Here is a 22623-nt window from a genome sequence, read left to right on the forward strand (position 1 = left end):
TGCAGCGCGCAAGGCGCCCGTCGGAGTGCTCCGGGGGCTCAAGCGTCGACGGTGCCTTGCTTACGTTGGCGTCTGGGCCGGGTTTCAGCTGCCTTGCTCGCCAGATAACGGGTAATGGCGTTGACCGCACGATTGAGGTGGTTATGCAGGGCCTCGACAGTGGCGTCGATCTCCCGGGCTTCGGCAAGGCGCAGCAGTTCCCAATGGTCGTCCTGAACAAGTTTGCCCAGGCCCATGGCGGAAAGATTAAACCGCAGGAAGCGCTCTTCTTCGTTCAACCCGGCCTCGACCAGACGCATCAAACGCTTGTTGGGCGTCTTGGCGTACAGCGCCATATGGAACATGCGGTTGAGCGTACCGATACGGCTGTAGTCGGTTTCTATTTCCAGCTCTTCGATGCATTGGCGCGCCAGAGCGTAGTCCTCGGCATCAAGCAGCGGGATCGACAGGCGCAGCGCCTCGGACTCGAACAGGATGCGCAGCGCGTAGGCGTCTACGGCGTCTTCCGTGATCAAGGGAGCTACTACGGCGCCTTTATGCAATTGGACACGTACCAGCGACTGAGCCTCAAGCTGGCGCAGGGCTTCGCGTACCGGCATGCGGCTGACGCCGAACAGGGTCGCCAGCTCTTGCTGGCGCAATGCCGTGCCGCTGGGCAGGCGGCCGTCGAGGATGGCGCTGCGTAGTTTTTCTTCGATCACGGTTCGGGCAAGGTGCGCCGGCAGCTGCTCGTTGCCCAGCACTTCGTATAAAAAGGCTTCTCTATCGATCTTGCGCATCGCCATATTTCTTTATCAACCTGGCCTAATGGGATCCAATAAATGCACAGCCTGCCAACAGACTAGTCAAAATTCTTCCAGTGGCCATGGAAAACAACGGCCTGAGCCGTCTCAAGTACGTTGATTCGCATACAGGCGTAAAAAACGAGACGCATTCTTCTCATTCAAGGCGCGTTCATCAATATCTCTGGCAGATATTTTAATGTCGCTCGTCGGTCTGATGGATATGAGTATCTACCGACACAGGCGTTATGAAGTGTGGCATCGTGCGGGAGCGAGCCCGCACGGCCACTGTTCGTCAGCGCAGTGGACGCCCTGATACGAAGTGCTGCACATCATTGAAACCCGGCGTCGAGGCATGGCCAGGGGTAACCAGCGAGTCGACGAACGCTTCGTCTTCGGCGCTGATGCGCACCTCAAGTGCCTTGAGGTAGCTGTCCCATTGTTGCTCGGTACGCGGCCCGACAATGGCCGAGGACACCGCCTGGTTGTTCAGTACCCAGGCAATCGCAAACTCGACGATGCCCACGCCCTTCTCGCGGGTGTAGTCCTGAATGCGCCGGGCGATCTGCAGCGATTCGGCGCGCCATTCGGTTTCCAGCAGACGCTTGTCCTGGCGCCCGGCCCGGCTGTCACTGGCCGGGGCTGCATCCACGGCATATTTGCCACTGAGCACGCCACGCGCCAGCGGGCTGTAAGGCACCACGCCCAGGCCATGAAACGCTGCGGCAGGAATCTGTTCCAGTTCGGCCTGACGGTTGACGATGTTGTACAACGGCTGGCTGATGACCGGTTTGTCCACCCCCAGACGCTGAGCGACATTGGCGATCTCGGCGATCCGCCAGCCGCGAAAGTTCGACACCCCCCAGTAACGGATCTTGCCCTGACGAATCAGATCGCCAATCGCCGATACCGTCACCTCCAGCGGCGTGTCGTGGTCTTCCTTGTGCAGGTAATAGATATCGATGTAATCGGTGTCGAGGCGGCGCAGGCTGTTGTCGATGGCGTTGAAGATATGCTTGCGGTTAAGGCCGGCCCGATTGGGCACGCCGTCGCTCGGCCCCACCGCGACCTTGGTTGCCAGCACCCATTCGCTGCGCCGCGCGGCGATGGCTTCGCCGACGATTTCTTCCGAACGCCCGCCGTTGTATACGTCGGCGGTGTCGATGAAATTCACCCCCTGGTCCCAGGCTTTATCAATGATGCGCAGTGACTCCTCGGTGCCGGTTTGTTCGCCGAACATCATGCTGCCCAGGGTCAGGGTGGAAACTTTAAGGCCCGATTGGCCCAGTGTGCGGTAGCTCATGCTCAACAATTTTCCATATGACTGAAGGGGATCAGGTTGGCAGCGCAGGCAAGCCCCATTGCGCCAGCGGCGCCTCACTCAGCGAGCCGAGCACCAGGTCGGCGTGGTGATAGCGATCAGTCGGCATGTTCGGGTCCGGGATGGCCACGGCGAGCATGCCGGCGGCCTTGGCTGCGGTCACGCCAAAGGGTGAGTCCTCGAACACCAGGCAATCGCCCGGCGCTACGCCCAGGCGCTCGGCGGCACGCAGAAAAATGTCCGGGGCGGGTTTGGCGGCTGTCACCTCAGGGTCGTCAGCTGTCACCACGGTATCGAACAGTTCGAACCAGGCTTGGTGCCGGGTGATCTTGGCGTGGTAATAGCGCACCGATGAGCTGGTGCCTACCGCGATGGGAATACGGTGCGCTGCCAGATGCCGGACCAGCGCCTCGGCACCGGGCATTGCCGGGCACTGCGGGAAGCGCTCATCGAGCAGCGGCTGGCGGATCTCCAGGAACTCGTCCACCGAGATCGGCAGCTCCAGGGTGTCGATGATGTAGCCGGAAAAGTCGCGGGCCCCGCGACCGATAGTGTTCTGCTTGATGCTCCAGTCGAAATGCTTGCCATAGCGTCCGGCAATCAGCTCGGTGACTTCGGTGTAGATCCCTTCGGTGTCCAGTAACAGACCATCCATATCGAAAATCACGGCCTTGATCGGCCCGCGCTCGCCCTGCTGTGCACTCATGTGATCGGCCTCTTGTCAGTCCGCAACCAGACTAACGCGTCCATTGCGGCACTGGCTACCCTGGGCCAATTGCAACGAAACACCCGCTAATGTGTCGAACCGCGCATTCAGGCCATGTTCTCGGGCCTGTGGGCGCTGCCGATGTTAATCTTCTCCGGTTTTTCGGCAGGGCATTGCCCGGCCTGGCTCTGCATCCGATAGCGGACAGGGAAGGCCTTTTCCAACCATCAGAACGGACATCTTCAGGTCGATATGAATAAATCAGGTATTGCAGCAGGCGTGATCGTGGCTGTCGGCGCACTGGCCATCGGCGGCGCCTGGTGCACCGGTCAGCAACTGCCGGGCGTGCTCAACGAGACCCTGGCCAAGGGCAATCAGGAACTGACCAAGGCTTTTGCCGGCAGCCAGTACAAGGTCGATCTCCAGCTTGAGTCACTGGACAGCGGCCTGTTCAGCAGCACCGCGCGTTATCGTTCGACCGTCCAGGCGCTGGACGAGAATGGCCAGACCCAGACCCTGGAATTCAAATTCGTCGATCATATCCAGCACGGTCCGTTGCCGCTGTCGCGCCTGGCGTCCCTGAAACTGCTGCCGGTCATGGCGGTGAGCAAGGCCGAACTGGAAAAGACCCCCGATGTAGAAAAGTGGTTCGCCATGAGCCAGGGCAAGACGCCATTTCATACCGATGCCAGCATCGGCTATGACTGCTCGGTCAACGGCACCGTGACCTTCGCCCCGCTGCAATACAAGGACACCGACGGCGAATTCAGTTTCTCCGGCCTGACCCTGCTGACCGACGCTTCGGCCGACGCCGACAAGCTCAAGATGACCGGCACCATGGACAGCCTGCAACTCAATGTGCAGTCGCCGGACGGTCCGGTCGCCATGCAGGTCAAAGGCATGAGTTTCGATACCGGCGGCACCAAGGGCAAGGCAGGCTTCTACCTGGGCCACAGCAACGTCAAGGTCGACCAGTTGGTGTTCCAGCCGGTTGGCCGGCCTGCAGTGCAACTGGATAACTTCACCAACACCAACCTGATGCAGGAAGAGGGCGACAAGCTCGCTGCCCAGATCAACTACGATGTGGCAAAGATTTCCTACAGCGGCAAGGACATTGGTGCCGCGCATCTGGGGCTGCGGTTCAGTAATTTCGACGTGGCTTCCACCCGCTCGCTGTATCAGCTGTTCCAGGAAAAGGTCGTGCCTCAGCAACAGGCTGCCGCCGCCGCCGAACAGCCGCTGGAGCTGAACCTCAGCCCTGCCGACCAGGCACTGCTGGACGCCGAAATGCGCAAGCTGCTGGCCGGCAAGCCACACATCGAACTGGAGAAGTTCTCGCTCAAGACTGCCAACGGTGAAAGCCATGCGCACCTGAGCGTCGACCTGACCGACCCGGGTGCATTCGATCAGCCGCAGGACGAACTGCTCAGCAAGAGCCTCGGCCAGGTCACCGCCCGTGTGGTGCTGTCCAAGCCGATGATCCGCGACATCGTTGGCCTGCAAGCCAACCTGCAGGGCGTCACCGACCCGAAAGAAGTGGCCGACCAGGCCAACGCGGTCAGCGACATGGCGGCGGTCATGGCTCAGGGTATGCAACTGGCTAAGGTCGAGGGCGAAAACATCGTCACCAGCCTGCAATACGCCAACAACAGCGTCGACTTCAATGGCCAGAAGATGACCCCGGAGCAATTCGTGGCCTTCATCATGGCCAACTCCGGCGCGCTGGGCGCCCAGTAAGCTTAATGCCAGTATTGTTCGTTTGTGGGAGCGAGCTTGCTCGCGAAGAGGCCAGTAAAACCGGCACATCTGCTGTCGATGTACGCCTGTATTCGCCAGCAGAGCTGCCTCCCACCGGACTGCGCGGGCGTTCACTGATCGGCATTACCCAGTAAGCCGTCACACCGCGCCAGGGCTCTCATGCTCTGGCGCTTTCTCCTGCAACAACCCGCGCAACACCTCCATGGCCTGGTAATACACCGGCCAGTAATGATCGTTATGGCAGAACGAGCGCAGCGTCAGGGTGATGTTGTCGGCGCTGGCGGCTGACAGACGCACTTCGGCCGGCGGCCTGGCCATCACGTTGGGAATGGCCTGCAACTGATCACTCAGCCGGGCCATGGTCTGCTGAGCATCCACGTCTGCCGGCAAGGTGGCGGTCAGCTCGACGCGCCGATAATCGTTGGTCGAGTAATTGATGATGTTGCTCGACAGGATCTTGTTGTTGCTCACCAGCACCCGCACGTTGTCAGCGGTATCAATCTCGGTGACGAACAGGCCGATTTCCTCAACCCGGCCACTGACATCGGCGATGGCAATCACATCGCCGACCTTGAATGGTCGTAACACGATGATGAACCCGCCGGCCGCCAGATTGGCCAGCAACCCCGACCACGCCATCCCGATAGCCAGCCCCACCGCTGCCAGCAGTGCCGCAAAACTGGTGGTCTCGATACCGAAGTAGCCAAGAATGGCCACTACCAGGATGATATTCAGGGTCACGGTCACGAACGAGACAAGATAGCGCAGCACTGTCGGGTCGAACTTCTGCCGGGTCAGCGAGCGTTGCAGCATCCTGACCAGCATCCCGATCGACCAGCGCCCGCCAACCCACAACAGCGTAGCGATCAGCAGCTTCAAGGCGATGGTGGCGCCGTATTGCAACACCAGATTGAGCAGCGCATTGACCTTATCGGTCCCGATATTGATGACGTTCAATGCATCCATGGGTCGCACCTCCGCAGGTAAGGCCACACAGGTACGCGAATGATCGTCACGGCGCTCCGGTGCGACGGAACCCTACATTGTGCAAAGTGCGCCGCGAATATCTACTGACAGAATTGACAGGTGGCGAAGTGCTTTGGCTGCCCCTTGTCACTCCGAGGTGTTTATGTGTTTCGACTGAGCCCAGTCAATGCCGGTCAGGCCATGCCTCTCACAATCTTCAAAAAAAGTGCTGGAGACATAGATACGCGTCTGGCTTTCCTGAAGCATGAACACGTAGTTTCCTTCGACACTCGATTGCTTGAGGGTGGGCGTGTAGAGAATTTTTTTTGCGTCTTGTTCTCGATAGTCGGACGCTGCCCAGATAACAGCATCTTGCAGAACACGTGTTACATGAAAGCCTATGAAACATTCATCAGCACTGGCCAACGGAGCGAATTGACCGCAAGGCTGTAGTTTGTCCTTCAGGCAGGCGTGAGCTTTGGCACTCAGCACCAGCAATGAGTTACTGCCCAATAGAGAAATATCGGCCGTCTTCTTTTTCTTCTCATCGGGATTCAGCACGATTGCCAAGGGCGTCAGTTCAGTGGCCAGACTATGTCCAAAGCTGGCCAGCAAATGAGGAGCATAGCTATCCTGCCATTCGAGGTCCTCATCAAGATCGTCTTCAAACAAGAACGAGCGATATTGGTCGCTGGCTGAAGGCTCGTAGAGCTTGGTCATTACGTTCTCCTTAATTGATGACATTGGCCCACTGGGCATTTCTGGGAGCGCCCAGTAACTCTCCTGATTACAATCGGATGGGTTTGTAGCCCTGTATCTTGTCCGCGATTTACATGCGGGCAATGGTAGAGCGACTGAATTGCTTAGAAAGATGTGAGTCGTTGGCGACCTCCTTCCACATGCTCTCTCTGAAATCATCAAATGATTTGAATCGTCGGCCTCGTAATTTATTAGCCACCGAAGATTTCAATCGCCTGCAAATAAAACAGAAGCGAGGTTTACATTGTTGAGTATGTCGATAATGAGGCTCAGCTCTTCTCTGTGTGATGCTTCAAGGCGTGGCTTTTCTAACGCTAAGGCACCCGCCAGACGAGCAATCTCTTGACCTTCAAACGAATGGTCGGTCAGGTAGTAATCTTTGACAGGGTAGAGTGCGTTGTTTTTCTTTATTTTCAGGCCTTTTTTGAATATTGCCTGGTGCAGGCCTTCCGGGAATTCATACCTTGATACTGTGCCATTTTTTTCATGCGTGATAATATCTAAGGCCATTCTATTGTTTCTCCTCGCTCAAGAATTTTGAAGTCTTTCTGTGGAAAGCTGGTGACGATATCACCATTTTTTTCAACGACCACCCGCACTTTACTTAATGACGCCCCATCAGGATCTATGCCCATCCCTTTGTTTTTGTAGTCTTTTTCGTAAATATATCGATCGCCAGACTTTACTACCCTGTCAGGTTTGCGAAACACATCGCGCGCCGTCTTCTTCCAGTCTGCATTGGAAACAGTCCATTTACTCTTGTGTGTCTTGCCAGGCCGGTTTCCGACATGGCCTTCCTTGATATGAGCGACTCCCTTTCTGCTCAATTTCAGCTTGGTTGGACGACAACTCCAGCCCCACGGATCCACCCACCCAATCGGATTCGGCGCGTACTGATACAGATTGATCCCACCCGCCAACCCAATGGGGTCTGGCGTGGTGAACCTTCCGATATCCGGATCATAGAACCTGAAGGTGTTGTAGTGCAGGCCGCTTTCGCGGTCCAGGTACTGGCCTTGAAATCTGAGGTTCTGCTCCTCCACATAGTAGGGCTCACGCACTTCGCGCAGGGTATTGCCCCACACCTGGTACTGCGCCTGCCAGACGCTCTGGCCGTCGCTGTCGGTGAGTTGTTCGGGCAGGCCGTTGAGGTCGTTGTGGTAGTAGCGGATGCGCTGCTGGTCGCCGCTGCCGTCAATTCGCGCCAAAGGCTCGTAGCTGTCTTCCAGGTACACATACAGGCTGGCCAGGCTGTTCTTCTGTTCTTGCAACAGGCGCAGGCCGTCCCAGATGAAGCGCGTCTCGCCCAGCAGATGGCCGTGGCGGTCGTGCTCGGTCTTGGCGATGCGTCGGCCCAGCGGGTCGTAGTGCATGCGCAGCACATGGCCGTTGTCATTGCGGACTTCGATCAGCCGGTGCTCGGCGTCGTAGGCGAAGCACTGCACGCCGTGGCGGACGCTGCGCTTTTCCACGGTACGGCCGAAGGCATCGTAGCGATAGCGTTTGTCCTGGTAGGTCAGTACCTGATTGTTGCGCACATAACCCGCGCCGCTGAGCGGGCGGTCGAGCAGGTTGGCAGCAGCGTCCCAGGTGAAGGTTTCGCTGTGCCCGGTCAGGTTGTCCTGGCGGGCGACAATGCGTCCGTTGGCGTCGTACTGCAGCAGGTCGCGGCGGTCTTGTTGCGGCTGACGATCGCGTTGCAAGCGGCCCACCAGATTGTCGGCCGGGTCGAAGTCGTATTGTTGCTCGGTCGGGGCCGGTAACTGTGGCGGCTGCCCGGCGGGGCGGCGCAAGCGGGCGCGTAGCCGGCCGGCGCGGTCGTACTGGCTGCGGGTGCTGATCCGGCCCTGAGTGCGCAGCACTTCGCGGTGCAGACGGTCACGTTCGAAGTCGCTGATCAGCTGGCCATCGAGGTTGATCTGATGCAGATGGCCGCTACCGTAGTACAGCTGGTTAAGCCAGCGGCCATCCGGCAGGCCGGTCCGGATCAGGTTGCCCAGTTCGTCGTATTCATGTTGGAGAGTGCCGGCACTGCTGTGCTGTTCGCGCAATTGCCCGAGGGCGTCGTAGGCAAAGCCCAGCGTTTGCGTGTGCCCGTCACGGCTTGTCGAACTCACCTCGGTCAGCAGGTCCAGCGGCGTGTAGCGGTAGGCTGTCATGCCATCGGCGGTGATCTTGGCCTCCAGCCGGCCCAGCGCGTCGCGCTCGAAGGTTTGCACCAGCGGCGGCAGCGGTTGTTCGGGCACCAGGCTCAAGCCGCTGCCGTGCGGTGCTGGCAGGTGGGTGAGGCCGATCAGGTTGTCGCGGTTGTCGTAGGCATAGCGTTGGGCGCTGCCGTCGAGGTCTTGCTGCTCGATCAGTCGGTCAGCGGCATCCCAGGCAAAGCGGTAGCGCTCGTCGTTTTCGTTACTCAGGGTTTGCAGACGGCCATACGCGTCGTAATCGAACTGCACGCGATGGCCCAGCGGGTCGACGCGCTGGCGCACCTGGCCGCGACGGTTGTAGCCATAACGGGTGGTGTGCCCGGTCGGGTCGATGTAGCCGGTCAACTGGCCGCTGCTGTCACGCTGGAACTGCTCGGTCCGGCCGTCCGGCAGCTCGCTGCGCAGCAGACGGCCCTGGGCATCGTGTTCGAACGTGGTCTGTTCGCCAAGGGCATCGGTGATGCTCAGCAGGTAGCCACGGCGGTCGTAAGCGTAGTGGGTGGCGTAGCCGGAACAGTCGGTGTAGGTCAGCAACTGGCCGGTCTCGCTCCAGCGCAGGTACTTGCTGCGCCCGGCCGCGTCGGTGATCTCCAGCACCTGGCCCTGATCGTCGTAGCGGTAGCCGGTGCTGTGCCCCAGCGGATCGGTTTCACGGGTGCAGTTGCCACGCTGATCGTAGCGATACTGCCAGTGGCCGCCAGCCTTGTCGGTTTCACTTAGCGGCAGTGACCAGTGCTCCAGCCACAGGGTCGATTCGGTCTGGCCCAGTGGGTCACAGGTCTCGGTCAGGTTACCGGTTTCGTCATAGCTCAGGCGCCATTGGCCGCCATCGGGGTCGGTCGCGCCCAGCCACTGACGTTCATCGTTCCATTCGAACTGCCAGGTGTGGCCGAGGTTGTCGGTAGCCGCGATGATCTGATGCTGCGGGTTCCAGCGCCGGCTACTGAGCCGGTTCAGGCCGTCACGAATGGTGGTGGTGCCCGCCGCCAGATCGTACTCGAAGGCGTATTCGTCACCCTCGTCGGTCCAGTGCCGCACCACCCGCCATTCGCGCTCCTCGATCAGTGCCCATTCATAGAAACAGCGCAGCCCGGTGGGCAATTGATGCTCGACCATGCGCAGCCCGTCGTCATAGCTGAAGCGCCGCTGCAGCTGGCCGCTGGCGTCGCGCACCTCGGCCAGTTGGCCTTGGGCGTCGAGGGTGTAGCTGGCCAGTACCTCGCGCTGTTCATCCGCGAATACCCGTTCGATATGGCTGAGGCGTCGTGGCCATTGCGCTGAGTAATGCAGTGCCACGCGCACCTGATCGAGGCTGTCGCGCAGGCCGCTCAAGCGGCCTTGTTCGTCGTAGTCGATGACGATGCGGTTGTCGTTGCGGTCGCTGAGCAGGGTCAGGCGTAGCCGGTTGCTGTCCAGCGGTGATGGCTCGAACAGCCGGTACAGGCCGTCGTCGCTTTCGATCAACAGCTGACCGCGAGCGTGACGCTTCACGCTCAGCCCTTCGCCTGCGCTGAACACTGCGCCCCCCAAGGGGATGACGCCCATGTCGATGCGCCGGCCCTGTTCGTCGGTGTACACCAGCCGTTCGCCGCCCTGCGGATGAGGCGCGATCTCGACGCCGATTTCATAGGCCACGCTCCAGCCCGCGCCAAACAGGCCGTCACGGCGCAGGTCATGGCTGTTGTAGAAGCGTTGCCAGTCGATCGACAATAGACCGGGCAGGGCAAAGTCCAGCTCGTCATCGCCAGCCAGAACCTTGGCGCCAGTGGCGGCATGCACCGGATTGGGTGAGGCGCTGGTGGCGTTGACGATGGCATTGGTTGCGGTGCTCATCACGTAGCTGTTGGCCATGCCCAGCGCCATGCACGGCAGGTTGCTGAGAAACTTGCCCTTGCTGCCCTTGAGCATCATCAGCACCGTGACCGCCAGGCCGATGCCCGGCGTCTTGCCGCTGCGGATCTCGCGTACCGTCAGCTTCTTGCCGCCAATGCGCACATCCGGCGAGATGGGGCCGGCCGACACCACCACGGCTTCACAGGTACTGCGGTCACCACTGCGTACTGCCGGCTGGCTGTTGATGGTGACCTTGTCCGAGCCCTCGGCCAGATACTGTTCGGGCATCGGCGGGTGCTTGCTGCACAGCACTTTGTCTTCGGGCAGCGGCTCGGCACCGGGAGCGGGGCTGGCCACCGTGGGCCGCCACATCTGGGAAAAGATGCTCTTGGCCATGTCCCAATAACTGGTCTCGGGCGGTTCGCCTTGCTGCTCGGCAATCTGCACACCTGGTGGCACCCAGCCGGCAGCGCGGGCGGCAGGCAGGTTATTGGTTTTGGTGTTGTGCGAGCCCGTGGCGATGGTCGCCTGGATACTGGGCGGGAACAGCCCGTTGCCGATGCTTTCGCATAATCGCGACAGCCCCGTGTCCGCTCCGGTCTTGGCCATTACCACGCCGACCACCAAACCCACCACCGCGCCGAGCACACAGGCCCCGATACCGCCGGTGGCGACGGTAATCCCGGTAGCGGCAACCACTGCGGCGGTGGCCAATGCGCCAATCGCCACGTGGGCGGCCACTTCGAGCACGCCGCCGACGATGTCGGCCATCATCGAGCTGTGTTCCAGACCGTCGCCCAGCCGGGCGGCCCAGATGGCGACGTCAGACATGATCAATCATCCCTGTACGGTCCGGGGCCGATCAGCCGAGGGCGGCGAAATCAAGCGACTGCTTGATACCCGTCCACTGCGCCACTTCGGCCGCGCCCAGCGGCTGTGCCTTGACGTAGCTCAGGGCGAGCATGCGCCGGGTGCCGGGCAGTACCACCGCCAGCTGAAACTGATAGACCCGCTCGTTGCCCTTGCTGAACTCGCTGCGCAGCTCGATGGCTTCGACTTCCTGCTGCTGGCCGACCTGCACGGTTTGCACCGGGTCGTGGCGCAGTTCCTGAACCTGCTGGCCGAGGCGCTCCAGCTGGGTGGCGAAGTTGCTGTGCAGGGTCTCGCCCTCGGCCAGCAGGCTGCGGCTGACGATCAGCGAAGTGCCCAGCTCGCCGAACTTGAGGATATTGATGGTCGCGTCCTGCAGTTGCTGATCAGGCAGGGCGAAGCTCAATTCATTGATGCGATAGGTCATGAAGCCGGGTTCCTGTTCTGGTTACTGACTGCCTTCAGGCTTGGGAAACATCTGCTCGACTGCGGCGTCGATCTGACCCTTGACGCCCTGGCCGTCGGCCTCGGTGCCCGAGCCGCTGCCGTTGTTCAGGTGCAGGATTTTTCCTGTGTTGAACAGCGCGGTGTCGCTGGCGTAGAAGTTGATGTTCACCCCGGTCAGGTTGATCTGGCCGCTGGCATTGAGTTCCAGCACGCTCTTGCCGCACACCAGGCGCAGGTTTTCACCAACCTCGATCAGGTAGCTGCGGCTGATGCTGTCGGTCTTGGTCGAGCCGACCAGCAGAATGTCGTCGTTTTTGACCGCGCGCAGGCGATCAATACCGATGGTCACGGTCTCGTTCTTGTCCACGGTCTTGGTGCGGTTGGCGCCCACCCAGTGGCTCTCGTCGTTCTCGACCTCAATGTCCTGATTGCGCTCGGCATGGATAAACAACTGCTCCTGACCCTTCTTGTCCTCCATGCGGATTTCATTGAAGTTGGCCGGCGTGCCGCCCTTGCTGGAGCGGCTTTTCATGCCGCTTTGGGTGGCGTTGGCGGGCAGGTCGTAGGGCACCGTCTGTTCGGCGTTGTACACCCGACCGGTGATGATCGGCCGGTCCGGGTCACCTTCCAGAAAGCTGACGATCACTTCCTGACCGATGCGCGGGATCTGCATCGAACCCCAGTTCTTGCCGGCCCACGATTGCGAAACCCGAATCCAGCACGAGCTGTTCTCGTTGGACTGATCGTGCCGGTCCCAGTAGAAATGCACCTTCACCCGGCCATATTGGTCGGTCCAGATCTCCTCACCGGCCGGCCCGACGACACGGGCGGTCTGCGGCCCCTGCACCAGCGGTTTGATGGTACTCGCCAGCGGCTTGAAGCTCTGCTGGGCGTCGATGCAGGTCAGCCCGACCTCGAACTGCAAGCCACCGCCGTTACCGCTCTCCAGGCTTTCCTGGGCGATGTAATAACGCCCGGCGACCACCAGGTATTCACGGTTCTGATCCTGGCGGCCAAAGCCGGTCAGGCTGAACAGGTTCCCGGCACCGGGGCCGCGGGCATTGCCGCTCAGCTCGACCCGTTCATGCAGGCTTTGCAGGGCTTCGAGGCGGGTGCGGGCATAGTGCTCGCCGTCCTGGCTCTGCACGTAGGCGCCGGGATAGTCGTACAGCGGGTAATCGCCGGCGCTGTGCGGGCGCGGCATGGCCGAGCGCACTTCCATGCGGGCGCTGGGCCGTTCGAAGTCGTAGTCATTAAGCTCCAGCGAACCGGGCTGCACTTCCTGAGCCAGCCGCCAGTCATTGAAGTGGTCACGTTCACGGTGCTGGCCATCGGGTGGAAAGTACGGCACCGAGGCGTAGCCGGGCGCCGACTGATGCGCGCCGTAAGCGTCGGCCAGCACCAGCACATGACGGTCCTGCTCGTGGCGGAAAAAGTAATAGATGCCCTCGTGTTCCATCAGCCGGCTGACAAAATCCAGGCTGGTCTCGCGGTACTGCACGCAGTATTCCCACTCGCGATAGGGACGGCTCAGCGCGTCTTCAAAATCAGAAAAACCCAGATCACGAAACACCTGCTTGATGATCTGCGGCACGCTCAGGTGCTGGAAGATCCGGCAGTCGGAGGTGCGGCTGAGCAGCCACAGCCAGGGCCGCAGGGTCACCTGATAACTGGCGAACTGGCCACGATCAACGTTCTGGCTGCAGCGGGCGACGATGCCATGAAAGTAACGCTGGCCACCGCCGCCCAGCTGCACCGACAGGCTCATGGGCTTGCCGAGCAACTGGTTGAGGTCCAGCGCACCGTCCTTGGAGGTCAGTTGCAGCTCATAATTGAACAACCGGCCCAACTCATCGCCACCGCTCATGTCCTTGAGCAACAGCACATCCGGCCCGAGCGGGCTGGTGACTTGGGTCATGCGGGTCAGTTGCTGAAAGCTCATGGCGGTGATCTCGTTGGTTATCTTCGGTTCAGGGCTGGGTCACGGATCCAGCCACGTATCCCGAATACCTTTGGAGCGTCGGTACAGGTACAACCCGATTCGTGCAGCCAGCATCAACGTGATGACGATTCCGGCTGGCCACCAGCTATTGGGCAGGTACCTGTCCAGAACGCTGTAGAGAATTGCGAACGGCAGGCCAACCACGAACACGATCAAGAACTGCTTAAGCATGGTTATTCACACTCATCTTTTTCTCCTTCCCCGAACAGGCACTTGCCTACGGCTTTGGCTGACTGCCAGCCTGCCTGGGTCGCTACGGTTTCTTTGATGGTCTTGGCATGGGCGGCTTTGCGTGCTGCCAGCTTGGCCGCACGGTTGGCGGTATTGGCAGCCTGACCTGACAGGGACTTGATAGCTTTACCGGATTTCCACACGACCTTGGCTGAGTCTTTAAGGCCGGGCGCGACGGTGCTCACGGCCGCTGAGACGGCCACTTCTCCCCAATCGATATCAATGCACCGCAGCTTGATGTCCATCAAGCTGCGGTCGTTGTCCCAATTGTCTTTGACCTGGCCCAAGACCTGTTTGCCGGCCTGTATTCCGGCATCAGCGGCGCCCCCCATCGCGGCCTTTAGCAAGAGCCCGCCAATGATCACCAGCGGCACGAACAACCCGCTCGGGTCATACGCTACCGAAGGCGCATTCAGGGCATAGGTGTAGGCATTCGGCCCGCCGCGAAAACCGATCGGGTCCTGGCTGGCATAGCGGCCGGCTTCGGGCAGGTAGTAGCGATGGCGGTTGTAATACAGGCCGCTTTCTTCGTCGTGGTACTGGCCCTGAAAACGAATCGGCTGGTCGGTTGCGCCGTTTTGTTGCGCTACCGCCCGCCAGTCATCATTAAGGGCCTGCCAGACCACTTGACCCTGTTCGTTACTCAGTTGCAGCGGCGTGCCAATATGGTCGGTGTGAAAAAACTGCAGCGCCGGTGCCCCCAGGGCAGGCTGACACTGTGCGGGCAGCGGCTGGTCGGCTGCGGCCATTTCGCGCCGCAGGGCCAGCAGGTCCGGGCTGTCCGGCTCGCGGCTTTGCTCGATGCGCATGAGCGGGATGAAGCTGTCGGGCTCATGCACGGTGGTGCGCAGCAGGTTGTCGAACACCTCGGCGCACTGACGCTCGCCATCCCAGCCAAAGCGGATCACCTGCTGCTCATCGCCTTGCAGCAGGTGCTTGGCAATGCGCCTGGAAAAAGCGTCATAGCGGTAACGGGCCTGGGTGATGGCGCCGTCAGGACCCTGGCGGGTGACACCCACCAGCCGGTTGGCGCCGTCGTATTGCAGGTGCAGGCGTTCACCGTCAGGCGCGGTACGGGCGATCAGATTGCCCTGGCTGTCGAAGTGGTATTCGTAGCCTTCAAGGCGGCCGACGCGATTGCCTGTCCATAAGCCGGCTGGCGCACTCTCGGCTTGGCTGAGTTGCGAGCCGACATAGCCTGAGCGGTACAACTCGTTGTGGGCGTAGTGCTGTTGCCGGTCACCCGTGCTGTCTGGTCCAGTGTCTAGGCGGTTGCCTGCCGGGTCGTAGCGGTAAGGGCGGGGCAGTTCGCTGCCGTGCTGGCTGGAACTCAATCTGCCGCTCAGGTCGTAGCGGTAGTGCAGGTCGGGCCTCAAGTTGTCGTTGACCCGCAACAACTGGCCCAGCGAGTCATAGCGATATTGGCGCTGCCAGTTATCGGCGCCGGCCAGCGTCGAGCGGCTGGCAGTCAGGCGGCCCACGGCGTCGAGTTCACGGTGCTGTTCGAGCAGCGCCTGGGGCTTGCCCTGCAGGCGCACTTCGCGGTGCAGCTCGCGGTGCAGGCTGTCGCGTTCGAACGCCATCTCGACATGGGCGGCGAGCACACCATGCAAATGCCCCGAGCCGTAACTCAGCCAGGTCACTGGCGGGGCATCGCCGTACTGGCTGGTCTCGCGCACGCCCAGCGGATCATGCTGATGGGCCACACTGTAAACCCAGCCATCGCTATGAATCTGGCTTTCCAGGCACAGGTTGCCAGCCTCGTCATAGGCCAGCCGCACTTCGCAATCCGGTCCCTTGACCATCGCCAGGCGGTCGTCAGGCAGCCAGTTGTAGTGTTCCGTGAAGGCCTCGCTGCTGGCGGTCGCTGGCAGGTGGCGACAGATCAACTGGCTGTCGCGGTTGTACTCAAAATGCGTCTCGCGGCCTTCGGCATCGATCCGGGTGAGCAGCTCATCGGCCTGGTTGTAGCGGTACTGCTGGCGGCGGCCATCGAAGCCGGTTTCTTCGATCAGGCGGTCCAGCACGTCGAAGCCGAAGCTGGCCTGTGCGCCGTTCTGGTTGGTCAGCATGCACAGCCGGCCGGCAGCGTCGTAGCTGTAGTGCAGGCTGTCACCGGCCGCATCGCTGGCTTGCAGCAGGCGCCCGGCGCGGTCCCAGACGAAACGTGTGGCGTGCCCATGGCTGTCGGCGATCAGCGTCTGCCGGCCTTGCGGGTCGTAGTCGTAGACCAGACGGGTGCCGTCCGCCAGGTTGACCTCGATGACCTGCCCGAGCCGGTTGTAGCCGTAGCGGGTGCTGTGGCCTGCCGGGTCAGTTTCAGTCAGCAGGCGGCCTTCGCCGTCGTATTCATAGTGATGGGTCTGCCCCGAGCAGTCAGTGACACAGGCCGGCAACCCCAGACGGTTCCATTGCACCCGTTTCACGCCACCCTTGCTGTCGGTGATCCGGGTCGCGCGGTCTGGCAGGGCGGGATCATCGTAGCTGTAGTGGATCGTGCCGTTGGGGCTGGTCACGCAGGTCAGGTTGCCGGCCGCATTGCGTTCGAAGCTCCAGCGCCGGCCCACCGCGTTGACCAGTTCCTTGAGCAGCCCGGTCTCTTCATCAATCGTCTGGCGATAGTGCTTCTTGCCCGGTGATTGCTCGGCCAGCACCCGGCCCTGACCGTCGAGGCGCCGCCGTGACTCGCGGCCCAGCGGATCACGCATGGCCACCTGACGGCCATAGATGTCATGTTCGAATTGCGTGCGGCTGCCATCGGCGCGCACCAGCGCGGTCCAGCGGCGCTCGCCGCCCTGACCGCTGAACTCATAGCGCTCGACCCGGCCCAGGCTGTCGATCACGTCGGTGGCGTCGGGGTAATAGCGAAACTCGCGGGTCAGGCCGTCGGTTTCGATCTGTTTCAGCACCCGGCCATGGGGCTGCGTCACGTCCCACTCATAGCGCACCTCCAGGCCGCCCGGTTCGCCGTGGGCGACCATGATGTGGTTGCTCCAGGCGAACACCCGGACCACTTCGCCAATGCGGTCGCGCACGGCAATCAGGTCGCCGCTGGCATTGAACTGATAGCGCACCAGCCAATCGTTGCCGCTGGCCTGCGGGTCGAAAAACTCCGGCACCGGGCCGTTGGGGTTGGCGAGGATCACGCCGCACAAACGTATGCCGTCATCCTCGGGACTGGCTTGGCAGGCCTGCTGATAGACCAGCACATAACTGCGCCCGGCGCTGTCACGGATGTTGCTCAGAAAGCCCCGTGGGCTCCAGTTGAACAGGGTCTGGTAGCCACTGCGGCCAAAGGTCGAATGCAGGCGCCAAAGGTCGTCGGCCTGGCGCATGAAGCACAAATGGCTGTTGCCATTGAGCACCACGACCACGTTGGGGTTGTGCTGCAAGGTGGCAGGCACTCTCGCCCAGCGGCCTGACCAGGGGGCTTGCGGGGTTTGCGGGTCAAAAGCCGCGCCGCGGCGCAGCCAGAGTTGCTCACTGCCTGAATACCACTGCTTGCCCGGCTCCAGCGCCGCAAAGCGAATCCGCCGGCCCTGGGCGTCGGTCAGGGTGCAGCTTTCGCTGTCCAGCTCCAGCAGCATGCTTTCGCCGGGCAGCGACCAGCCCTGGCCGAGCCGACTGATGCGCGGATTACTCGACAGGTAGCCACGGCTGAAGGTCAGGGTGTCCGGTGCCGCCAGGGCAAAGTCGACTTCTTCGGGCAACAGTTTGCAACCCAGCATCGGGTTGACCGGCTGGCCGACGAAGGGCACACAGGCCGAGGCGCGATCGGCCATACCTGAAGCGACACTGCCGACGTGTACGGTCGGCGAGCCGGTGGCAATCACGTTGCCGGAGACTTTTTCACCGACATGCGAAACGGGAAGGCCGCTCATGACGCTATTCCTGGTTGTCCATGCTGTAGATCAGCAGTTGATGTCGACATTGGGCGAAAGAATCTCGATTTCGTTAGCCGTGATACGAATGGTGCTCTGCCCGCAAGCCAGGCGAATTTCCTGGTCGGCAGTCAGCTCGATGACCTTGCTGCCCAGCTTGATGGTCTTGCCGTCCATGTTGATCGTCGAGCCGTCGTCAGTGCCGCCGACACTGAGGGTGTAGGCCTCGCCTACCGAGGTGGATTTCTTTTTCAGCACCTGGGTGGTCTGGCTCATGCCGACCAGGGTGTTCATCATCATCCCGACGTTGAGGCTGTAGCCGAAGCCGACGTTTTCCATCCGGCCCATGCCGACGTTCTGCAAGGAGGCCATGAGGATGGTTTCCGATTTGTTCATGCCGATCTTCACGGTCTCGTTGCGATCAACCGTCTTGCTGCGGTTGGCATGCACGGTGATGGTTTCGTTGTTATCCACGGTCTCGGTACGGTCGTGCTTCACATGCACGGTTTCGTCATGGTCGATGGTCTTGCGCCGGTCATGCCCGACCCAGTGGGTTTCGTCGTTCTCGACCTCGATGTCCTGATTACGCTCGGCATGGATAAACAACTGCTCCTGACCTTTCTTGTCCTCCATGCGGATTTCATTGAAGTTGGCCGGCGTGCCGCCCTTGCTGGAGCGGCTTTTCATGCCGCTTTGGGTGGCGTTGGCGGGCAGGTCGTAGGGCACCGTCTGTTCGGCGTTGTAGACCCGGCCGGTGATGATCGGCCGGTCGGGGTCACCTTCCAGAAAGCTGACGATCACTTCCTGGCCGATGCGCGGAATCTGCATCGAGCCCCAGTTCTTGCCGGCCCAGGACTGCGACACCCGAATCCAGCACGAGCTGTTCTCGTTGGACTGATCGTGCCGGTCCCAGTAGAAATGCACCTTCACCCGGCCATATTGGTCGGTCCAGATCTCCTCACCGGCCGGCCCGACGACACGGGCGGTCTGCGGCCCCTGCACCAGCGGTTTGATGGTGCTCGCCAGCGGCTTGAAGCTCTGCTGGGCGTCGATGCAGGTCAGCCCGACCTCGAACTGCAAGCCGCCGCCGTTGCCGCTCTCCAGGCTTTCCTGGGCGATGTAATAACGCCCGGCGACCACCAGGTATTCACGGTTCTGATCCTGGCGGCCAAAGCCGGTCAGGCTGAACAGGTTCCCGGCACCGGGGCCGCGGGCATTGCCGCTCAGCTCGACCCGTTCATGCAGGCTTTGCAGGGCTTCCAGGCGGGTGCGGGCATAGTGCTCGCCGTCCTGGCTCTGCACGTAGGCGCCGGGATAGTCGTACAGCGGGTAATCGCCGGCGCTGTGCGGGCGCGGCATGGCCGAGCGCACTTCCATGCGGGCGCTGGGCCGTTCGAAGTCGTAGTCATTAAGCTCCAGTGAACCGGGCTGCACCTCCTGAGCCAGCCGCCAGTCATTGAAGTGGTCGCGTTCACGGTGTTGGCCGTCAGGTGGAAAGTACGGCACCGAGGCGTAGCCGGGCGCCGACTGATGCGCGCCGTAGGCGTCGGCCAGCACCAGCACATGACGGTCCTGCTCATGGCGGAAAAAGTAATAGATGCCCTCGTGTTCCATCAGCCGGCTGACAAAATCCAGGCTGGTCTCGCGGTACTGCACGCAGTATTCCCACTCGCGATAGGGACGGCTCAGCGCGTCTTCAAAATCAGAAAAACCCAGATCACGAAACACCTGCTTGATGATCTGCGGCACGCTCAGGTGCTGGAAGATCCGGCAGTCCGAGGTGCGACTGAGCAGCCACAGCCAGGGCCGCAGGGTCACCTGATAACTGGCGAACTGGCCACGATCAACGTTCTGGCTGCAGCGCGCGACGATGCCATGAAAGTAACGCTGGCCACCGCCGCCCAGCTGCACCGACAGGCTCATGGGCTTGCCGAGCAACTGATTGAGGTCCAGCGCACCGTCCTTGGAAGTCAGTTGCAGCTCATAGTTGAACAACCTGCCCAACTCATCGCCACCGCTCATGTCCTTGAGCAACAGCACATCCGGCCCGAGCGGGCTGGTGACTTGGGTCATACGCGTGAGTTGCTGGAAATTCATGGATCTCTCGTTATGTAAAAACCTGTAGGAGCAGCTTTAGCTGCGAAGTCATGCAGCCTTCGCGGCTGAAGCCGCTCCTACAGCGGCAGGTCATGGCGTCTCGGCGAATTCATAATGCAACTGCCCGTCGCGCTGGCTGATCCGCACGCCGGCCAGCGGCTGGCCTTCGAGCATGCGGGTCAGGAACTCGCGGCTCATGTCCGGCAGCAGGGTGTTGGTCAGAATGGCGTCGATCATCCGTCCGCCGCTTTCGGTCTCGGTGCAGCGCGAGACAATCAGGTCGATCACGCCGTCGTCATACTCGAACGGCACCTTGTGGGTGCTCTCCACGCGCTTCTTGATGCGCCCCAGCTGCAGGTCGGTAATCGCCTTGAGCATGCTGTCGCTGAGCGGGTAATACGGGATGGTCACCAGCCGACCGAGCAGTGCCGGCGGGAAAATCTCCAGCAACGGCTGGCGCAGGGCCTTGGCGATGTCTTCCGGGTCCGGGACGTTTCGGGCGTCCTGGCACAGGTCGGCGATCAACTCGGTGCCGGCGTTGGTGGTCAGCAGAATCAGGGTGTTCTTGAAGTCAATCAGCCGGCCTTCGCCATCTTCCATCACGCCTTTGTCGAACACCTGGAAGAACATCTCGTGCACGTCAGGGTGGGCTTTTTCCACCTCATCGAGCAGCACCACGCTGTACGGCTTGCGGCGCACGGCTTCGGTGAGCACGCCGCCTTCGCCATAGCCGACGTAGCCCGGCGGGGCGCCCTTGAGGGTCGAGACGGTGTGGGCTTCCTGGAACTCACTCATGTTGATGGTGATGACGTTCTGCTCGCCGCCGTACAGTGCTTCGGCCAGCGCCAGGGCGGTTTCGGTCTTGCCCACCCCGGAGGTGCCGGCCAGCATGAACACGCCAATCGGCTTGCTCGGGTTATCGAGCCCGGCGCGCGAGGTCTGGATGCGCTTGGCGATCATCTGCAAGGCATGGTCCTGGCCGATGATGCGTTTTTTCAGGTGCTGGTCGAGCTTGAGCACGGTTTCCAGTTCATTGCGGGCCATGCGTCCAACCGGAATACCGGTCCAGTCGGCGACCACCGAAGCCACTGCCTGATAATCCACGGTCGGCAGGATCAATGGGGTTTCGCCTTGCAGTTCGCTCAAGCGCTGTTGCAGAGCGACCAGTTGCCCGCGCAGCTCATGGCTCTGCGCGCTATCGATTTCACTGTCCACCACGCCAACGCTTTCGCGCAGCTGTGCACGCAAGGCCAGCAGTTCATCGACCAGCGCCTTCTCGTCGGCCCAGCGTACTTCGAGGCCGGTCAGGCGCTCGCGCTCGCTGTCCAGCAGCCCCTGAACGGTACTTTGCCGGGTGCCGGTATCCACCCCGATGGCATGTTCGCGGGCGATGATCTGCAGTTCGGTCTGCAGCGCCTCGATCCGCCGACGGCTGTCGTCGACCTGGGCCGGCACCGCGTGCAGGCTGATCGCGACCCGTGCGCAGGCGGTGTCCAGCAGGCTGACCGATTTGTCTGGCAACTGGCGCGCCGGGATGTAGCGGTGCGAGAGTTTGACCGAGGCCTCCAAAGCCTCATCGAGGATCTGCACCTGATGGTGTTGCTCCATGGTCGACGCTACGCCACGCATCATCAGCAGCGCCTTGTCTTCGGACGGCTCGTCGACCTGTACCACCTGAAAGCGCCGGGTCAGGGCCGGGTCTTTCTCGATGTGCTTCTTGTATTCAGCCCAGGTGGTGGCGGCCACAGTGCGCAGGCTGCCACGGGCCAGGGCCGGCTTGAGCAGGTTGGCGGCGTCGCCGGTGCCGGCGGCGCCACCGGCACCGACCAGGGTGTGGGCTTCATCGATGAACAGGATGATCGGCTTGGGCGATGCCTGTACGTCTTCAATGACCTGACGCAGACGCTGTTCGAATTCGCCCTTCATGCTGGCGCCGGCCTGCAACAGGCCGACGTCGAGGCTGCGCAGCTCGACGTCCTTGAGTGCCGGCGGCACATCACCGGCGACGATGCGCAGGGCAAAGCCTTCCACCACGGCGGTCTTGCCGACCCCGGCCTCGCCGGTCAGGATCGGGTTGTTCTGCCGGCGGCGCATGAGGATATCCACCAGTTGGCGGATCTCTTCGTCACGCCCGACGATCGGGTCCAGCTCGCCATTGCGTGCCTGCTCGGTGAGGTCGATGGTGAATTTCTTCAGCGCCTCCTGCTTGCCCAGAGCACTGGGCGCCATCGCGCCGCTGGCTTCGCCCGGTGCGCCGGCATTGAAGCCGTCGGTGGCGGCCAGGGCATTTTCCGGCGAGTCGCCGACGTATTCGTCGAAGCGTTCGGTGAGGCTTTCGATTTTGAGCTTGTTGAATTCAGTCGACAGTCCCAGCAGCGCGTTGCGCAGGCTTGGGGTCTTGAGAATGCCGATCACCAGATAACCGGTGCGCACCTGGCTTTCACCGAACATCAGGCTGCCGTACACCCAGCCGCGCTCGACGGCTTCTTCGACATGCGACGACAAGTCAGTGATTGAGGTTGAGCCGCGTGGCAGGCGGTCCAGCGCGTCAGTCAGGTCACGGGCCAGGCGTGCCGGTTCGACATTGAACTGTCGAATGATGCGGTGCAGGTCCGAGTCCTGCAATTGCAGCAACTGATGCAGCCAGTGCGCCAGCTCCACATAAGGGTTGCCGCGCAGCTTGCAGAACACCGTGGCGGCTTCGATGGCCTTGTAGGCGACGCTGTTGAGTTTGCCGAACAGCGCGGCACGACTGATTTCACTCAT

General features: G+C 61.4%; 15 protein-coding genes. 1 reads left to right on the forward strand and 14 read right to left on the reverse strand.

The features are described from left to right. Positions 1-38: 38 nt before the first annotated feature. From PSCI_RS09545 to PSCI_RS09555, 3 genes are all read right to left on the reverse strand, one after another. Positions 39-779 carry a GntR family transcriptional regulator gene (locus PSCI_RS09545; RefSeq protein WP_045485635.1) on the reverse strand — a complete coding sequence of 247 codons (741 nt, stop codon included), beginning with the start codon at positions 777-779 and terminating at the stop codon, positions 39-41. A 298-nt stretch (positions 780-1077) separates the two neighbouring features. After that, entirely contained in the window at positions 1078-2085 is a 1008-nt protein-coding gene (locus PSCI_RS09550) for an aldo/keto reductase (protein WP_045485637.1), read from the reverse strand. A gap of 31 nt (positions 2086-2116) precedes the next feature. Next, positions 2117-2809, reverse strand: coding sequence for an HAD-IA family hydrolase (locus tag PSCI_RS09555; protein WP_045485638.1), 693 nt, complete (start codon positions 2807-2809; stop codon positions 2117-2119). A gap of 252 nt (positions 2810-3061) precedes the next feature. Between PSCI_RS09555 and PSCI_RS09560 the strand changes: the two genes are divergently transcribed. After that, entirely contained in the window at positions 3062-4546 is a 1485-nt protein-coding gene (locus tag PSCI_RS09560) for a YdgA family protein (protein ID WP_045485641.1), read from the forward strand. Between the two features lie 159 nt (positions 4547-4705). Here PSCI_RS09560 and PSCI_RS09565 read toward each other — a convergent pair whose 3' ends face one another. The 11 genes from PSCI_RS09565 to tssH form a co-directional block, all read right to left on the reverse strand. Then, on the reverse strand, positions 4706-5533 hold the full coding sequence (locus PSCI_RS09565; RefSeq protein WP_045485643.1) for a mechanosensitive ion channel family protein: 828 nt from the start codon (positions 5531-5533) through the stop codon (positions 4706-4708). 147 nt (positions 5534-5680) lie between these two features. After that, positions 5681-6253, reverse strand: a complete 573-nt coding sequence (locus PSCI_RS09570) for an imm11 family protein (protein ID WP_045485646.1) — start codon at positions 6251-6253, stop codon at positions 5681-5683. Between the two features lie 109 nt (positions 6254-6362). After that, on the reverse strand, positions 6363-6491 hold the full coding sequence (locus tag PSCI_RS30130) for a hypothetical protein (RefSeq protein WP_442965445.1): 129 nt from the start codon (positions 6489-6491) through the stop codon (positions 6363-6365). A gap of 8 nt (positions 6492-6499) precedes the next feature. Next, positions 6500-6802: a hypothetical protein gene (locus tag PSCI_RS09575; RefSeq protein ID WP_045485649.1), complete on the reverse strand. Its 303-nt coding sequence runs from the start codon at positions 6800-6802 to the stop codon at positions 6500-6502. Continuing rightward, the gene (locus PSCI_RS09580) at positions 6793-11160 is read right to left on the reverse strand and encodes an RHS repeat-associated core domain-containing protein (RefSeq protein WP_084709915.1); all 4368 of its coding nucleotides are present in this window, start codon (positions 11158-11160) and stop codon (positions 6793-6795) included. Before PSCI_RS09580 ends, PSCI_RS09575 begins: the two co-directional genes overlap by 10 nt. 31 nt (positions 11161-11191) lie before the next feature. Further along, positions 11192-11626: a DcrB-related protein gene (locus PSCI_RS09585; RefSeq protein WP_045485651.1), complete on the reverse strand. Its 435-nt coding sequence runs from the start codon at positions 11624-11626 to the stop codon at positions 11192-11194. A gap of 21 nt (positions 11627-11647) precedes the next feature. Beyond that, complete coding sequence (locus PSCI_RS09590) at positions 11648-13588, reverse strand: type VI secretion system Vgr family protein (protein WP_045485653.1); 1941 nt, start codon at positions 13586-13588, stop codon at positions 11648-11650. Between the two features lie 39 nt (positions 13589-13627). Beyond that, positions 13628-13819 (reverse strand): hypothetical protein, encoded by a 192-nt coding sequence (locus PSCI_RS09595; RefSeq protein WP_045485655.1) that lies wholly within the window; start codon positions 13817-13819, stop codon positions 13628-13630. A 2-nt stretch (positions 13820-13821) separates the two neighbouring features. Beyond that, positions 13822-17760: an RHS repeat-associated core domain-containing protein gene (locus tag PSCI_RS09600; protein ID WP_045485656.1), complete on the reverse strand. Its 3939-nt coding sequence runs from the start codon at positions 17758-17760 to the stop codon at positions 13822-13824. A 30-nt stretch (positions 17761-17790) separates the two neighbouring features. Continuing rightward, positions 17791-19857, reverse strand: a complete 2067-nt coding sequence (tssI, locus tag PSCI_RS09605; RefSeq protein WP_045485659.1) for a type VI secretion system Vgr family protein — start codon at positions 19855-19857, stop codon at positions 17791-17793. A 90-nt stretch (positions 19858-19947) separates the two neighbouring features. Next, positions 19948-22623 (reverse strand): type VI secretion system ATPase TssH, encoded by a 2676-nt coding sequence (gene tssH, locus PSCI_RS09610; protein ID WP_045485661.1) that lies wholly within the window; start codon positions 22621-22623, stop codon positions 19948-19950.

The organism is Pseudomonas sp. StFLB209 (assembly GCF_000829415.1).
Lineage (GTDB): Bacteria > Pseudomonadota > Gammaproteobacteria > Pseudomonadales > Pseudomonadaceae > Aquipseudomonas.

What these genes read in the sequence shown, in the direction of transcription:
- PSCI_RS09545 (WP_045485635.1), bottom strand. Translation starts at nt 779, where the DNA reads ATGCGCAAGATCGATAGAGAAGCCTTTTTATACGAAGTGCTGGGCAAC.
- PSCI_RS09550 (WP_045485637.1), bottom strand. Translation starts at nt 2,085, where the DNA reads ATGAGCTACCGCACACTGGGCCAATCGGGCCTTAAAGTTTCCACCCTG.
- PSCI_RS09555 (WP_045485638.1), bottom strand. Translation starts at nt 2,809, where the DNA reads ATGAGTGCACAGCAGGGCGAGCGCGGGCCGATCAAGGCCGTGATTTTC.
- PSCI_RS09560 (WP_045485641.1), top strand. Translation starts at nt 3,062, where the DNA reads ATGAATAAATCAGGTATTGCAGCAGGCGTGATCGTGGCTGTCGGCGCA.
- PSCI_RS09565 (WP_045485643.1), bottom strand. Translation starts at nt 5,533, where the DNA reads ATGGATGCATTGAACGTCATCAATATCGGGACCGATAAGGTCAATGCG.
- PSCI_RS09570 (WP_045485646.1), bottom strand. Translation starts at nt 6,253, where the DNA reads ATGACCAAGCTCTACGAGCCTTCAGCCAGCGACCAATATCGCTCGTTC.
- PSCI_RS09575 (WP_045485649.1), bottom strand. Translation starts at nt 6,802, where the DNA reads ATGGCCTTAGATATTATCACGCATGAAAAAAATGGCACAGTATCAAGG.
- PSCI_RS09580 (WP_084709915.1), bottom strand. Translation starts at nt 11,160, where the DNA reads ATGTCTGACGTCGCCATCTGGGCCGCCCGGCTGGGCGACGGTCTGGAA.
- PSCI_RS09585 (WP_045485651.1), bottom strand. Translation starts at nt 11,626, where the DNA reads ATGACCTATCGCATCAATGAATTGAGCTTCGCCCTGCCTGATCAGCAA.
- PSCI_RS09590 (WP_045485653.1), bottom strand. Translation starts at nt 13,588, where the DNA reads ATGAGCTTTCAGCAACTGACCCGCATGACCCAAGTCACCAGCCCGCTC.
- PSCI_RS09595 (WP_045485655.1), bottom strand. Translation starts at nt 13,819, where the DNA reads ATGCTTAAGCAGTTCTTGATCGTGTTCGTGGTTGGCCTGCCGTTCGCA.
- PSCI_RS09600 (WP_045485656.1), bottom strand. Translation starts at nt 17,760, where the DNA reads ATGAGCGGCCTTCCCGTTTCGCATGTCGGTGAAAAAGTCTCCGGCAAC.
- tssI (WP_045485659.1), bottom strand. Translation starts at nt 19,857, where the DNA reads ATGAATTTCCAGCAACTCACGCGTATGACCCAAGTCACCAGCCCGCTC.
- tssH (WP_045485661.1), bottom strand. Translation starts at nt 22,623, where the DNA reads ATGAGTGAAATCAGTCGTGCCGCGCTGTTCGGCAAACTCAACAGCGTC.